Origin of the sequence: Sphingobacterium prati (assembly GCF_013167215.1) — a bacterium.
Lineage (GTDB): Bacteria > Bacteroidota > Bacteroidia > Sphingobacteriales > Sphingobacteriaceae > Sphingobacterium > Sphingobacterium prati.
The window spans coordinates 182,082-199,059 of record NZ_JABJWY010000035.1 but is presented as its reverse complement, the minus strand read 5'-3'; the positions used below and the strand labels follow the sequence as shown (position 1 = coordinate 199,059).

Sequence of the window (16,978 nt, the reverse complement as noted above, 5' to 3'; positions counted from 1 at the left end):
GTCTTTTTCCCTGATTTCCAGCAGAATTAAACGGATTTTGAGGAAAATTAAATTTTCAATCGCTGTTTCATTCTTGACGATGGCATAAAAAAGGTATTATCTATCCTTAAAAAGAAAATATCAACCTATTTACAAGTTGATATTTTCTTTCATTTAACACCAAAGAAGTCCGATATTGCTGTTCTAATACCCTGGATTTTGGGGCAGTAAATTTGTATTACGTGCGATTTCATCCTGAGGAATAGGCATCAGTGCATGAAAATCTTTTACTTTTGGTTGGCTTTCATAGGCTCCCGGCCTAGTAAATGCATCCACTACTTGTCCCCAACGTTTGATATCGTACCATCTTTTCCATTCAAAAGCTAATTCAACACGACGTTCTTCCTGTACTGCTTTTCGAAAGTCTGTCTGCGACATACCCGTTGCTAGGTCGGCAGGATAATTCTGTACTCCCTGTGGCGTATACCTTGCTCTGGCGCGAACAGCATTTATATAGCTATATGCCTTCTCCGTTGGTCCGCCTTTGCTCTCATTTAATGCCTCAGCTGCCATTAAAAGAACTTCAGCATAACGAAAGATAACATGTTTGATATCAGAGTCAGAACCATCCGCTCCAGCATTCGTGCCCGGATGCAAACACCATTTTGCGGTATGTATACGAGGCCATTTCCATTTCTGATAAGGTGTCATCACCCCTTTTATCGGTGTTTCGGTCAGAAAACTGATTTTCTTTCTGTAATCTTGATCGGAAAAACTATTATATACACCATTTGATGGTACAATAACGCTCCACCCCAACATATCAGCGTCCCGCACACCGGTCATCGGCGCCGTATAATCCTGATTGGATGAATTTTCTCCGGTAATTCCGCCCAGAAAATCAACCACCCAGACATGCTCAGTCTGAAAACCAAGATCAGCATCCCATAGGCTATTATAATCTTTGACCAAGGCATACTGGTATTTGTTTGCATCATTGATTACAGCCTCAGCCATCTTAGCGGCATCATCCCATTTTTTCAAGACCATATAGACCGAAGCCAACAAAGTCTGGGCGGCGCCTTTGGATGGTCTCGCTTTTTTGTTATTGGCATAGGTATCTGGCAAATTCACTATCGCGTATTCACAGTCTGCGATGATATGCTCATAAACCTTTGCTGCCGGAGTTTTGCTGATCGCAATTACCTTGCTTGGGTCACTGACAAATTCACCCATATAGGGGATATCCCCAAATAGTTGAACCAAGTGATAGTAATATAAAGCCCGAAGTAACCTCGCTTCGGCAATGAGGGCAGATTTTTTAGCCTCATTCATTGTGACGGCTGGAATACCATCTATTGCGGCATTTGCTGCGCCAATACCCAAATAAGCGGTTTTCCATACGGCGAGCAGATCCTGATTGCTCGCATCATGTGTAAAACTGTTCAACTGAATCCGACTAGATTGCGTACCAATATCCGCAATATCAATGTCATCACCCAGCAATTGCAGTACCATGGTCAATCGCCGTCCATAAAAATCTGCATTGGCTAGCAGCCCATAAATCCCCATCACGGAAGCTTCTGCATCCGCTTCCGTCTTAAAATATTGCTTAGGATCCAAAATACTTACCGGTTCCTCGTTCAGTTTGGTACAGGAAAACAAGCTGGTAAAACACAGCATCGTAAGTATAACACGATATATAGTTATCTTTTTCATGAGCATGAATTATTAACAGGTGCCTATTTCGAGCATCTAGCTGAAAATTGCTGCACCCAGATTATTTATTTTTCATTTAACGACCATCAATAGTATTTAGATGGTTCTTAGTAATGTCAAAACCTTATATTTAAGCCAAGGGTGTACGATTTAATATTGGGGTAGCCCATGTAATCTAATCCGACATTTCGGTTAGAGTCCTGATAGCTTACTTCAGGATCAAAACCCGTGTAGTTGGTCCATGTCCATATATTTTGTGCACTGACATATATTCTTAAATATTTCAGATGAATTTTCTCGAGTGACTTTTCTGAAAAATTATAGCCAAGAGCAAGATTCTTTAACCGGAGGTAAGAGCCATCTTCTACCCAGCGCGAGGAAACTTCGGGATTGTTGGTTGAGCTTGCCCTTGGTACGTCAGTATTGGTATTTTCGGGTGTCCAGCGTCGCAGTGCATCCTTCGTAGCATTTCCTTTTCCGGCCATCCAGTCCAGTTCCATTCGTGTGATATTCAACATATCATTACCATAACTTCCTTGCATAAAAATATTCAGATCAAAATTCTTATACTTAAAATCATTGTTAAAACCGAAGGTGAAATCAGGATTTGGATTGCCTATAATCGTACGGTCGTCAGCATTAACAACACCATTTGCACCGGCGATCAATTGATTATTTTTATCGCGTCCAAATAGATCCTTATAGCGAATATCTCCAGGTTTCTTATTTGGTTGTGCGCTAAAATCATCGCCCTGCTGATAAATTCCATCTGTCACCCATCCAAAAAATGCGCCAAGTACCTCTCCTTCACGTAGTAGCTGCGAATCCGTTGAAAGCATGTGACCAGGGATCGTATTATATCGAATCTCGCCTCCGGGAAGCTGCAAAATCTTGTTTCGGTTGAAACTGATGTTAAAATCTGTTTTCCATCCAAAGGCGCCGTTGAGATTGGTTGTCTGCAAACCAAATTCCCAACCTTTGTTTTGTACACTTCCCACATTCTGAAGCGCCGTAGTAAAACCCGAATAGAGCGGCAGTGGCACCTGATACAAGAGATTGATCGTTTTTTTGTAATAATAGTCTACTGATAGGTTGATTCGGCTCTTTAGAATACCGATATCCAATCCGGCGTCTGTCTGCTTGGTTGTTTCCCAGGTCAGATTCGGATTGGCAACATTCGTCGGACGTACTGCATTAACTGGACTTCCGCCCATTGTTGTTAAGGTAGGTGAAAATCTAGCCAAGGATTGGTAGGAACCAATTTCCGAGTTTCCGGTTTCGCCATAACTTGTTCGCAATTTTAAATTGCTCAGCCAATCGACAGATTTCATAAAAGGTTCCTGGCTTACATTCCAGGCAAGCGCTCCGGAGGGAAAGAAAGCCCATTTATTATTATCTCCAAATTTGGAAGAGCCATCGTACCTTCCTGTCGCGGTAACGAAATAGCGATTCTTATAATTATAATTCAACCTACCATAAAAGGAAGACATTACCCAATCTTCAAGATTCGAAGATGCATTTTGATAATTGGAACCAGCACCTAGATTCCAATAGCTAAAGCTGTCCGAAATGAAATTTCGGTTATTTGCCTGCCAGGTTTCATTTCTAGAACTCTGATAGGAATAACCAGCCATCGCATTCAGATTATGGTCTTCATGAAAGGTTTGCGTGTAGGTCAAGAAGTTTTCATTGATCAAATTGGTGTTTTTATGTGCCGCGATCGAGCCGACTCCACCGAAATTCCTACCTTCGACAAGTTCTTTTGAGACATAATTACCTGTACGTTGATTGCTGACCTGTACACCAAAAGTGCTGCGAAAGATCAGATTTTTGAGAATCCCCAACTCCACAAATCCATTCCCCTGAAACAGGTCTGTAATCACTTCGTTTTTCCTTTCCATAGCAGCAGCCACCGGATTGTCGTGCGGATCACCGAACTGCTTCAAGGTGTATTTTCCTTCCTCATCATAAACTCCCTGTGTAGGTTCAAAACGCAAGGCTGCGGAGATTACCCCTGCACCTGTGGTTCCACTGCTTCCTTCCTGTGTCCTTACACCATTTAATTTATTGCGATTAAACAGCAGTCTCGTTCCGATTTTGATTCGATCAGAAACCTTCATCTCTAAATTTGAAGTCCCGGAAAGTCTTCTAAAATCCGAATTGATCACAGTTCCCTTTTGTCCAAAATGACTGACGGAAGTATAGTACCTGATATTATCGCTACCACCGGAAACAGAGACTTGATTATTCAACTGGTTTCCATTTCTAAAAATAAGATCCTGCCAATCGGTTCCTTCACCCAGGGATTGCGGATCTTTGAATGGCAGGTTGTTGTTTCCGGCGTTCGCATAGGTATCGTTAATATAAGCGGCAAATTCCGAAGCATTTAATAGTGGAAGACGCTTGCCCACTTTTTGGGAAGCAAAGGAATTATTTAATTCAATAACAGGCTTGCCCGAACGTCCTTTTTTTGTTGTTATCATGATCACCCCATTGGCGCCTCTCGAACCATAAATAGCTGTTGCGGAAGCGTCTTTTAACACTTCGATAGATTCTACATCTTCAGGCGCGGGGGCAGAACTACCAGGAAAGCCATCAACTACATACAATGGATCACTACTCGCATTGATGGAACTACCGCCCCTAATGCGTACGCGAGGAGCTTTACCGGGTTCTCCATTCGTGCTGGTCACTGAGACCCCAGGGGCTCTCCCCTGTAAAGCTTGTGCAGTACCTGCCAAGGGGAACGCATTAATTTGATTCGCATTAATGGAAGACACGGAACCTGTTAAATCACTTTTTCGTTGTGTTCCATAGCCCACGACAACGACCTCATCCATAACTGACTCGTTCGATTGTAAGGTGAGCTGTACCGTCTTTTGATTCGCCCCAAGTTTAATTTCTTGCCCAGCGTAACCAATGGAAGAAAAAGTTAATGTTGCATTCGCAGGTACCTTTAAGATAAACTCACCTTTATCGTTAGTCTGTGTACTCCGGCCAGGGACTCCCTTCACGCTTATAGAAACTCCCTGCAAGGGAGAATTGTCTTTGTTGGCAACCTTACCTCTGATTTCTGATTCTTCCTGATTAATTTGATGATAGATACCTCTGTTTTCGCCCTTAGTGGTCCCCAGCGATAGTCCCGGTGACAAAAATATTGCCATGGAAGCATAGGGAATAAGCGCACAAGGCCCTCTTCTGAAAAGCTTTGATTTCATAATTTTAAATATTTAGTGTTCTTGTGGTTTATATTTTGATTGATAGATTCATTCCTTGAGCAATTCGTTTAAATCCAAATCTAATTTTTAAAGATTTGTTCAAGTCATAATCGTGTTTTGTTTGGTTATTTGTCTCCAAGGTAATTAAAAAACAAATGGACTTCAACGATTTATACTATTAAAAATGCGAAAACGATTTCGACTATTTTATCCGAAAAGATAGCCTAGAATCTCTATAATGATACTCATCTGCTGCTCGTATTCTCACATTTGCAATAAAATCTATATATTGCTTTTCAAATCAGTTTAAAGTGAGGGATTCGATGATATCAAAAAAATATAGCATGACCTATATCTTTTGGTTTTGCACTTTTTTTATGCTTAATATGGAAACTGGCCATTGCCAGACAATCATACCCACAGGCACACCATTTGTAAAGCAATACAAAAAAAGCCAATACAAAGCAGGTAATCAGAATTGGTCTCTAGCTATTGATCAAGAAGGGCGAATCTATAGCGCCAATACAGAGGGACTACTGCGATTTGACGGACAGTACTGGCGGATATACCCACTTCCCAACCACTCGACAGTTCGCAGCGTTGCTGTTGACAAAGCAGGGAAAGTATACACAGGTGGACGAGGGGAATTTGGTTACTGGACATCAAAAACATTTGGTGAGATGACCTATCATAGCTTATCCAAATTAGTCGCAGATAAAATTTATTTTCCGAACGAAGAGATCTGGAAAATCATAGTGGAGGATCATCGTGTATTTTTCCATACTTTTTCCAAGTCATATATCTGGGAAAACAATACAATCAAACAACTCACTGCTAAAGGTGAGCCATTTCTATTTCCTCATCAGCTCAACAATCAACTATTTTTTGAGCAACTTCCCAGTGGTCTACATGAATTCAAATCAGGCAAATTAGTACCCATACGGGGTAAGGACGTTCTCAAAGACAAAAATGTCTTAGCAATATTGCCCTTTGATAAAAGCAATTCAATGATAGCGACCGCTCGCCATGGACTCTATCTAATGGAATCCAATGGAAATATTAGGCCCTGGTCAATTCCAGCCAATTCTATCCTTAGTCAATCTCAAATAAACAATGGAATTTATTTATACAATGGGCAATACGCATTTGGAACCATTCAAAATGGGGTAATAGTTATCAATAAAAATGGTGAAGTTATCCAACATATCAACAAAAACAATGGTTTACAGAACAATACGGTTCTCAGCATTGTAAAAGATAAACAACAAAATATTTGGGTAGGATTGGATAACGGAATTGACCGCATCGAAATCAACTCATCTTTATCTTTCTACACCGACTTTGTGGGTAAAATTGGGACTGTATACACTTCAATTATCTATCAAGGGAAAATTTACTTAGGTACAAACAAAGGATTATTTGTCAGTGAATGGAGAGGACTAAACAATTATAATTCATTAGATTTCGTACAAGTCCCTAATTCGAACGGTCAAGTCTGGACATTGGCCATTTTCGGCGACGACCTCATCTGCGGTCATAATGATGGAACCTTCAAACTGATCAGTGGTAAACTTGTAAAGATTTCCAAAATTACAGGGGGCTGGATATTCAAACCTATCTTTGGGACAAAAAATATTCTCCAAGGAAATTACACCGGATTATCCAAATTCATTTTCGATGGAACACAGCTCAAGTTTGAACAGCAGTTCCCTTCGATCAAAGAACCGGTTCGATTTTTAGCTCAAAAAGACAATCATTCATTTTGGATCGGTGATTGGGGGCAAGTCCAGTTGATCGGCTTTGATCCGAGCTTCCAAAAAGCACAAATTCAATTTACTTCGATGCAAGACAGCCTTGCAGCTAAACGAAGATTTACAGGGATTTACACCCTAGAAAATAATCTTGTTTTCGCTACAGATAGCGGCTTCATGCAGTTTGATAACATTGTCAAGCGATTTAGTTACTCCAATGAATTAAACAATGCTTTAGGTAGTTATAAAAACTCAAATAAAATAATTCCCATCAACACCAATAGTTATTGGTTTATTCAGAAAACAAAAATCGCCAAGGTGGATTTTGATAGCAAAGGAAAACTGAAGATAGATTCCAATTTACTCAGCCCCTTGCAAGATCGTATGATGAATAACTACGAAAACATTCTGGCAATTGAAAACCATTACTATCTAATTGGGTTAGATGACGGTTTTGCTATCTACCGTAATTCTGATCAACTCTCGAAATTCATACTAATGCCACCAGAGATCGCCCAACTGACTAATCTAACAACTGGAGAAACAATCATACCTGGACCCGATCTTCAATTGGCTTCGTCTGAAAACAATCTCAGAATAAGTTTCGCAAGCCCTTATTATTCCTCTTCGGCATTACAATACCAGTACTATCTTGAAGGCTATTCGGATAAATGGTCTGAATGGAACGAAACAGCCTATCAAGATTTCACCAACTTACCTTATGGGCATTTTGAAATTAAATTAAGGGCGAAAACCAGCACTGGTCTCACCTCCCAAATCCAAACCATATCTTTTATAATCAAACACCCCTGGTATCTCTCCTGGTGGGCAAAAGCGATTTATCTACTGATGTCTGGAGGCTTAATTTATCTTATTTATAATTTTAATCTCCAACGAGAAAGAAAAAGACAGTTTCAGGCGAAGCGAAAATGGCTTGAAGAGAAGAAAATTGCATTGGAAAGGGATGCTGAACAGCAGGAAAAAGAATGGATCAAATTGAAGAACCAACAATTAGAAGATCAACTTAATCTAAAAAACAAGGAACTAGCGAATGCTGCACTCAATATCGTTTATAAAAACGAAATGTTGAACAATCTACATGATGAACTCAAACAGCTTAAAGATGCAGAAGGAAACAGGCTCAGTTCTGATGAATTGAAAAAAATAAATAAGCTAATAGAAGACGCCCATAACGATGACCGTGACTGGCATATTTTTGAGAAGAGTTTTAACGAATCGCATGAGAATTTCTTTAAAAAATTAAAGCATGAATTTCCAGACCTTGTCCCCAATGATCTAAAATTATGTGCTTACCTGCGGCTCAATATGTCGAGTAAAGAAATTGCTTCATTACTCAACATTAGTACGCGGGGGGTCGAAATCAGACGTTATCGCTTACGCAAGAAATTGGGTATTCCAACAGATAAAAACCTCTCCGAATTCCTATTGGAACGTTAAAATTTCGCTACAAACACTACATCATTACCACACATATGCGTTAGTGTCAGCTTCACACTAACGCATGCTTTTTTCTGCATAAAAGTACTTCTTTAGATTCTTAATATCAGTTATTTAACGTAAAAACAAATTTTCCCTGAGAAAGCAAAAATTAACTGTAGTAGTGATGTGAAAATGTTAAATTTTGGCGAAGTTGTACTACATCAACATATTTGCTTCAGGGAAATAACCAACTGTATTTTAAACAAACACCAAAAATTTACGATATGAGGAATCTATCCGCATTATTTTTGACATCCATGGTCGTCTCGGTAGCCTATGGACAAACTTCTATACAAGGGGTAGTCAAAGATGGCTCAAGCATGGTATCCATGCCTGGGGTCACCATTAGTATTAAAGGGAAAACAGTATCTACAAAAACCGACGCAACGGGGAAATTTCAGATCAATGCCTCTCCTACCGATTCATTAGTATTTAACTTTTTAGGTTATCGCAAACAAACGGTATACATCGGAAATCAGACGCAACTCAATGTATTCTTAGAGAATCAAAATCAAGCACTGGAAGAGGTTGTGGTTATTGGTTACGGTACGCAAAGGAAAGCTGATCTAACAGGATCTATTAGCTCTTTAAAATCATCTGACATTACAAAGCAACCGGCAATGTCGGCTATGCAATCCATACAAGGTAAAGCAGCAGGTTTGAATATTATTGCCAGCGAAGCTCCGGGATCTTCACCAAATGTTATTATTAGGGGGCTGGGTACAGCTCTAGGTGGCAGAAACCCGCTATATATTGTGGACGGTATCGCGCAAACAGATATTAATAATATTAATCCATCTGATATCGAATCTATGGATGTTTTAAAGGATGCATCTTCGGCCTCCATATATGGTCTTCGGGCAGCAAATGGTGTTATCATCGTAACGACGAAGAAAGGTAAGACGGGTACTGTAAATATCAATTATGAAAGCTATGCGGGAATGAAGAAGATCCTTAACCGTGTAAAGATGGCTAACGGACAACAATTTAGGACATTCTTTAATGAAAGTCAAAAATATCAGGAACCCGACAAAACTTGGTTTTTGTCAGAAAATCAGAACAACGATACAGATTGGTATGATGAATTAATAAAGACGGGAACTGTTTTTAATAATGCCGTCAATATATCGGGAGGAACTGAAAAAGTTGACTACTTTGTTTCAGCAAACAACTTTACGGAAAACGGTATTCTAGACGGCTCGAAATATGTCAGAAATACGATCCGAAACAACAATATTTACAAATTTTTAGACAATCGGCTTAAGTTTACTCAAAACCTGAATTTAACAGTTACGAATGCGACTCCAAAACCGAACGCTGCCTTCACAACAGCCTATAAACAATCACCATTGGTTCCTCTTATGTACGACAACGGTCGGTATGGAAAGGGTATCGTAAATCAAACGACGGGTGTAGTAGGATACGAAAGAAACCCCGGCGACATTGTTGGCGATCTAAACTCCATTGGCAATCCTGTCTATGAAGCGCTTAGAAACAATGAAAAAATTAATACATTAAGACTGCAAGGAAGTTTTGAAGGTGAATTTAAAATTACGGACTATTTAAAGGTAAATTCCCGAATAGGGGGAAATAAATTCTACTCAAGAAAGAGAGTTTTTTCGGATATAAAGGATGCATGGCTTAATGGTGATCCACTACGTACGGCCCAACAATTTGAAGAATTTAAATCTAAGAATGCTGAATCTTTAGAGTACGCCAATAATAGTTTGAGTTATGAAAATCTGGAACAGTTCCGTTGGTCCTGGGAGAATTTCTTAACTTTTAACAAGAAATTTGACAAACATAGTGTTGAAGCGGTATTAGGTATGTCACGTGAGAAATATGACATTAACAGCATGATGAGCGACAAAGGATATGATGTTCCTCAAAAACCACAATACTGGAGTATAGATCATGCTTCGGGTGCATATCAGGTAGAAAACAGACAAATCTATTACACTCCACGAGCTTTAGCATCTTATTTCGGTCGTGTTCAATATAATTACGACAGTAAGTATTATTTAACAGCCACCCTACGCCGTGATGGTTCAAGCGTATTCCGTAATACAGGAAAGTACTGGGGAACATTTCCGTCCGTTGGTCTAGGCTGGACAGTCACCAATGAAAATTTCATGAAGGATGCTACTTGGATTAATTTGTTAAAATTGCGCGGAAACTGGGGTAAACTGGGTAATCAAGACATCCCATTAAATGTGTCAACAATATTAACAAGTCCTACAAGTTCATCTTATAATTACGTATTTGGCCCTGAACAAAATATGGTATTTGGAAGTGCTTATGGCACACCGGCTAAAAACTTAAGTTGGGAAGTAACTGAAGAAACTGGAGCAGGAATTGACTTTGCATTTTTAAATAATAACTTAAGCGGATCCGTCGATTATTACCATAAGATGAATACCAATGCAATCTTGCTGGTTACTCCAACTTATACCTCTGCGTATGAAGATAAGTTTTATGATCATGGTGCAAAAATCCTAAATCAAGGTGTAGAAATTGCATTAAATTGGAACAAATCGATTTCTCCAGATTTTAATTATTCCGTAGGTGTTAATTACTCTTACAATAGTAACAGCGTTAAAGAAGTTACACCTGCCTACGACGGTGACCAAGGCGGAAGCCTTAATAATGGTGAGCTAACAAAACAACTTCGTGTTGGTCAGCCAATCTACGGATGGTGGATGTACGAAATGAATGGTGTTTGGCAAAACCAAGATGAAATAAACTCAAATGCCAGACAAGGATCACCAAAACCAGGGTATTTGCGTTATACCGATCAAAACTCCGACGGGGTTATTGATTCCAGAGACCGTAAATTTTTCGGATCGTTTTTACCAAGCTCTACTTATGGTATCAACCTAGGTATCAATTACAAAGCGATTGATTTCAATGTTTCAGGCTATGGTGTTGCAGGAAACAAAATTTATAATGGAATGAAAAGTACACGTATCAACGGTGGTGAAAACATTGCCTTAAGTACCTTCGAGAATCGTTGGACACAAGAGGGGTCGACAAATTCGCATCCTGGGGCAGAAAGAGATTTCCTACCGTCTAATTACTATCTAGAGTCGGGCAGTTATTTCCGTATAAATAATATCACATTGGGCTACACTTTTAATAATCTTTATAGTTCTAAATCAAAACTACGCCTATATGTGACTGCACAGAATCCATTTATATTCACGAATTACAGTGGTTTCTCACCGGAAATTGCGGGAGATGGCAGTCCAAATCTAACTTCTGGTGTAGAGCTTTCAGCTTACCCCACAACCCGTAATTTTCTATTTGGACTTAACATGCAATTTTAATCCTTTTAAAAATCAACGTAATGAAAATCAATAAACTTTATATAGCGATTCTTCTTAGTGCGGGTATGGCACTACAAGGTTGCAAAGACAATAATTTCTTAGATGTTCCTTCCAGAGAAAGGGTTGAGGCCGATGATAGTGAAACACCATATACACCAGAGCAATTTGTCAACGGTATCTACGGCATGTTTACGGAATGGGACTACAGTTTCTCCTTTTTGGGAATTACCGAAATAATATCGGATAACGCTGACAAAGGTAGTTCGTCTACTGATGCAGGTGGCGATAAATTACTTTTGGACAACCTGACTTATACCTCAACTGCTGGTTCTTTCCAAGCGCTTTGGGTTAGATGGTACAAATCAATAGGTCGTGCTTCTCAAGCGATAGAATTTATTGAAAAAGCTGGCCTAACAGACGAGGCATATAAAAACAGATTGATCGGTGAGGCTCGTTTTCTGAGAGCATTAAACTATTTCTATCTTGTACGTGGATGGGGCGATGTGCCTATCCAAGATCGTGATTTGATAAAACGAGAACCAGCATCTGAGGTCTATGCTTATATTGAAGCGGACCTTCAATTTGCTATTGATAACTTACCAGTCAAATCTGCCTATGCGGCGAAAGATCTAGGTAGGGCGACCAAAGGTGCCGCTCAAGGCTTGCTATCTAAAGTATACCTATACGAAAAGAAGTGGCAACAAGCAACTGATATGGCAAAAGCTGTTATCAGTTCCGGAGGCTATAGTTTAGAAACTGATTATGCAAAAATCTGGAGATTAGAAGGTGAAAATGGTTCGGAATCGCTCTTCGAATGGCAGGCCCGAGGAAGTTCAATTGCCCATGGAATTCAACAATATAGTCAAGTGCAAGCACCCCGTGGAGGAGCTGTTAATTTAGGTTGGGGTTTTAATATCCCAAGCCAAAACTTATTGGATGCCTTTAATGCCGAAAAAGATAATATCCGCCGTGATGCAACGATTATTTTCAGAGGTGAAACACTTTACGACGGTCGTCTGATTGACAATGGTGTAGAAAATCCGATGTACAATGAAAAAGCGTATTCGTCTGCGAACGGTGGAGCTGGCGACACAGATAAAAATGTACGTTACCTACGTTTGGGCGAAATTTACTTAATATTAGCAGAAGCTTCCAACGAATTAGGAAACAGTAACGAAGCTTTAAACGCTTTAAACACTGTGCGTAAACGGGTAAAATTAGCCGAAATAACGACTACAGATCAGGCTCAGCTTCGTCAATTGATCTGGAAAGAAAGGCGCCTTGAACTCGCCTTTGAACACGATCGCTGGTTCGATCTTGTGCGAACACAACAAGCCAAAGCTGCAATGGCCGCCAACGGAAAGACTTTCCATGATAAAATGTTGCTTTTTCCCATTCCGGAAAATCAACGTATCCAAACGCCAGAAATGCCTCAAAATATAGGTTGGTAATACAATCCATCGATAACTTGGTTCAAACGGCCTTAGGCCGTTTGAACATTTTTTTAAGACTTAAACAATATCCCTCATGAGAAAACGAATAGCATATTCCAGTCTTACGGGTATAGCTTTGGCGCTTATTCTCAGCAGTTCATGCCAAAACACCCCCAATAGTCATACAGACAGGCCGTCAAAAACTGATTCAGTCGGTAGTCATCATGTCAACGAAGATTCGCTGTTGACCAATATTCAACAACATACCTTTCAATATTTCTGGGAAGGCGCCGAACCTACTTCTGGCCTCGCTCGAGAACGTATTCATATGGACGGTGTTTATCCAGAAAATGACCGTAATGTAATTACCATAGGTGGTAGTGGATTCGGGCTTATGAGCATGATTGTCGCTATGGAACGTGGATTTATCAGTCAAGAACAGGGTATCCAAAAGTTAGATCATATTATGGATTATTTGGGCAAGATCGAACGGTTCAAAGGTGCATGGGCACATTGGTATGATGGAGAACTCGGGACGGCCAAACCTTTCAGTGAAAAAGATAATGGTGGCGACATTGTGGAAACCGCTTTCTTAGCTCAGGGTCTGATTGCTATTCGGGAGTATCTAAAGGATAAAGGTGATTCCGCTCAGCAGGTCGCCCAAAAAGCCGACAAACTGTGGCAAGAAATTGATTGGAATCACTATACAAATGGACAAAACGTCATTTATTGGCATTGGAGCCCAAAATTCAATTTTCAGCAAAATCACCCCGTTAGAGGATATGATGAGTGTCTTATTACATATATTTTAGCAAGTTCCTCTCCTTCTCATCCCATCTCACCAAAAGTATACCATGAGGGTTGGGCAAGATCTGGAGCGATCAAAAGCACAGCCAAAAAGTATAATATTCCGCTAGTACTTAAACATAATGCCAAAGAAGGTGAAGTGGGTCCTTTGTTTTGGGAACATTATTCTTATTTGGGTTTAAGCCCGAAAGGACTAAAAGATCAATATGCTGATTATTGGGAAGCGACAAGCAATCATGTTAAAATAAACCTGGCTTATGCACAGCAAAATCCAAAAGGTTATCAGGGTTACGGAGTGGGCAAAGGCTGGGGCTGGACAGCCAGCTATTCCATCAAGGGATACGATGCACACCATCCGGATAATGATCCGGGAGTGATCTCACCTACAGCAGCATTATCTTCCATGCCCTACTCGCCACAGGAAAGTATTCAATTTGCACAATATCTGAATAGCCAACTGGGGACTAAGGTTTGGGGAAAATATGGATATTATGACGCTTATAGCGAAACTGCAAATTGGTACCCTCAACGTTATCTTGCCATCGATCAAGGTCCCATTATCGTCATGATCGAAAATTATAGAACAGGAAAAATCTGGGACTTATTCATGCAAGCACCAGAGATTCAGCAGGGATTGAAAAAACTTGGTTTTACGAGTCCCTATCTAAAGTAGTGGGTAAATTCGGAATCATTTTTAATCTGTCACACGTTAAAAATGGTTCCATCCACGAAAATATAAAATTGCCAACAAGAAGCTCTTAGTCAACACAAGCTTATATTATAAATAAATGGGGATGAGATCAGCTGTAGTAACATGGATAAGCAATCCATTAAATAACAATTTACGCTGCCTCCATCGGATGGAATGGGCCCAATGATAACAAGTACTTCATAACGCATAACAGAAAATAATACAATGAAAAAAATAGTAGCAACATTCCTCCTTGCATTTTTAGCTTGGAATGTCAGTCCAGCACAGTCGAATCAAAAAATGGATGAGTTCATTAACCAACTTATGGCCAAAATGACAGTCGAAGAAAAGATCGGGCAGCTAAATCTAGTCACCGGTGGGGAAGCGACAACTGGAACAACGGTTTCCACAGATGTGGAAGCTAAAATCCGAAATGGCCAGATTGGTGGTATCTTTAGTATGAGTACACCATCCAAGATTCGAAAAACCCAAGAAATTGCAATCAAACAGTCTAGACTTAAGATTCCAATTATCTTTGGTATGGATGTCATACATGGCTATCGTACAGTTTTCCCTATTCCATTGGGGCTTGCAGCGACATGGGACATGGACTTAATTCAGCAGTCCGCCCGTATTGCCGCCGAAGAAGCTACTGCTGATGGTATTAATTGGGCGTTTTCGCCAATGGTAGATATTTCGAGAGATCCAAGATGGGGACGTATTTCTGAAGGCGCAGGTGAAGACACTTACTTGAGTTCCAAAGTTGCAGAGGCTATTGTCCATGGCTTCCAAGGGGATAATTTAGCAGCACACAACACGATGATGGCCTGTGTCAAACATTTTGCACTCTATGGCGCAGCAGAAGGCGGACGGGACTATAATAGCACGGACATGAGCCTTCATCGCATGTACAATGAATATCTACCGCCCTACAAAGCAGCTATAGATGCTGGGGCTGGAAGTATAATGACCTCCTTTAATGATATTAATGGCGTACCTGCATCCGCTAATAGATGGTTAATGACCGATGTCCTGCGCAAACAATGGGGCTTTAAAGGCCTGGTTGTAACAGACTATACCGCTGTTAACGAACTAACAGCGCACGGCCTCGGCAATCTACAACAAGTCTCGGCATTAAGCCTTAACGCTGGTGTCGATATGGATATGGTAGGCGAAGGTTTTCTTACTACACTAAAAAAATCGCTTGATGAAGGGAAAGTTAAACTCGCTGATATTGACAGAGCTTGTCGTTTTGTGTTGGAAGCAAAATATAAATTGGGGCTATTCGAAGATCCATACCGTTACTGTAATGAGCAGCGAGCGAAAACCGTGATAGGTTCAGCTGCCAATCATGCAAAGGCAAGAGAAATTGCTGCTAAATCATTCGTTTTATTGAAAAATGAAAATCAGATTCTTCCATTAAAAAAAACGGGCACAGTTGCTGTTATTGGCCCTTTAGCCAATTCAGGAGCTAATATGCCGGGTACCTGGAGCGTGAGTGCAGAATTGGAAAAAACAGCATCATTAGTAGAAGGGATGAAAGCCGTGTTAGGCAACAAAGTAAACATTCTTACACACTTAGGAAGCAACCTATTGGAAGATCCGAATTACCAAAAACACGCAACAATGTTTGGTCGAACAATTGCACGCGACCCTCGAAAAGAAGATGATATTATTGCAGATGCCGTAAAAGTTGCTCAACAATCCGATGTCGTGATTGCCGCACTTGGTGAATCTTCAGAAATGTCCGGAGAAAGCTCAAGCCGCTCCGAATTGGATATTCCCGTCAATCAGCAAAACCTTTTAAAAGCGTTGTTGTCAACAGGAAAACCAGTTGTACTCGTACTATTTACTGGTAGACCACTCACCCTTACCTGGGAAGATGCACATGTTCCAGCCATATTAAATGTTTGGTTCGGAGGCTCAGAAACTGGAAAAGCAGTTGCAGACGTATTGTTTGGAGATGTTGTTCCTTCAGGTAAAATTACGGCAACTTTCCCAAGAAATGTGGGGCAAATTCCGATTTATTATGCGCATAAAAATACCGGAAGACCCTATGGAAACTCTGGTGATTTCGAAAAATTTAAATCCAACTATCTGGATATAAGCAACTCTCCCCTTTACCCTTTTGGATATGGGTTAAGCTACACGACTTTTGCTTATGGTGATATTCGTCTTGACCGAAATACACTTGATGAAAAAGGGTCTCTTCAAGCGAGCATCGATATCAGTAATACGGGAAATTACGATGCCGAGGAAACCGTGCAGCTTTATATCCAGGATTTAGTCGGCTCTGTCACTCGTCCTGTAAAAGAACTAAAAGGTTTTCAAAAAATATTCTTGAAAAAAGGAGAACGCAAAACAGTAAAATTTGAGATCAAAATAGAAGACCTCAAGTTCTTTGACAACAGCTTGAATTATGTTGCCGAACCTGGTGACTTCAAAGTCTACATTGGCCCCAATAGTCGGGACGTCAAAGAAAATAATTTTAAATTGCTTTAGAAAACCACTATGGCATGTACATAAATAAAGCGGCACTTAGAAAGTAAGTGCC

The 16,978-nt window shown here is 40.2% G+C and carries 7 protein-coding genes; 5 read left to right on the top strand and 2 right to left on the bottom strand.

Going from position 1 to position 16,978, the window contains the following annotated elements; translation table 11 throughout:
• Nucleotides 1-183 precede the first annotated feature (183 nt).
• Nucleotides 184-1,698: a RagB/SusD family nutrient uptake outer membrane protein gene (locus tag HPC41_RS16735; protein ID WP_172395159.1), complete on the bottom strand. Its 1,515-nt coding sequence runs from the start codon at nucleotides 1,696-1,698 to the stop codon at nucleotides 184-186.
• Nucleotides 1,699-1,814: 116 nt separating this feature from the next.
• A complete protein-coding gene (locus HPC41_RS16730; RefSeq protein ID WP_172395158.1) occupies nucleotides 1,815-4,916 on the bottom strand; it encodes a SusC/RagA family TonB-linked outer membrane protein in 3,102 nt (1,033 codons plus the stop codon).
• A gap of 386 nt (nucleotides 4,917-5,302) precedes the next feature.
• On the opposite strand from HPC41_RS16730, the gene HPC41_RS16725 reads away from it, so the two are divergent.
• The 5 genes from HPC41_RS16725 (at nucleotide 5,303) to bglX (ending at nucleotide 16,926) form a co-directional block, all read left to right on the top strand.
• Complete coding sequence (locus HPC41_RS16725; RefSeq protein ID WP_172395157.1) at nucleotides 5,303-8,125, top strand: triple tyrosine motif-containing protein; 2,823 nt, start codon at nucleotides 5,303-5,305, stop codon at nucleotides 8,123-8,125.
• Between the two features lie 266 nt (nucleotides 8,126-8,391).
• The gene (locus HPC41_RS16720; RefSeq protein ID WP_172395156.1) at nucleotides 8,392-11,493 is read left to right on the top strand and encodes a SusC/RagA family TonB-linked outer membrane protein; all 3,102 of its coding nucleotides are present in this window, start codon (nucleotides 8,392-8,394) and stop codon (nucleotides 11,491-11,493) included.
• Between the two features lie 20 nt (nucleotides 11,494-11,513).
• A complete protein-coding gene (locus tag HPC41_RS16715; RefSeq protein WP_172395155.1) occupies nucleotides 11,514-12,944 on the top strand; it encodes a RagB/SusD family nutrient uptake outer membrane protein in 1,431 nt (476 codons plus the stop codon).
• A gap of 76 nt (nucleotides 12,945-13,020) precedes the next feature.
• Nucleotides 13,021-14,406: a glucoamylase family protein gene (locus HPC41_RS16710; protein WP_172395154.1), complete on the top strand. Its 1,386-nt coding sequence runs from the start codon at nucleotides 13,021-13,023 to the stop codon at nucleotides 14,404-14,406.
• Nucleotides 14,407-14,649: 243 nt separating this feature from the next.
• The gene (bglX, locus tag HPC41_RS16705; protein WP_172395153.1) at nucleotides 14,650-16,926 is read left to right on the top strand and encodes a beta-glucosidase BglX; all 2,277 of its coding nucleotides are present in this window, start codon (nucleotides 14,650-14,652) and stop codon (nucleotides 16,924-16,926) included.
• The last annotated feature ends 52 nt before the right edge of the window (nucleotides 16,927-16,978 follow it).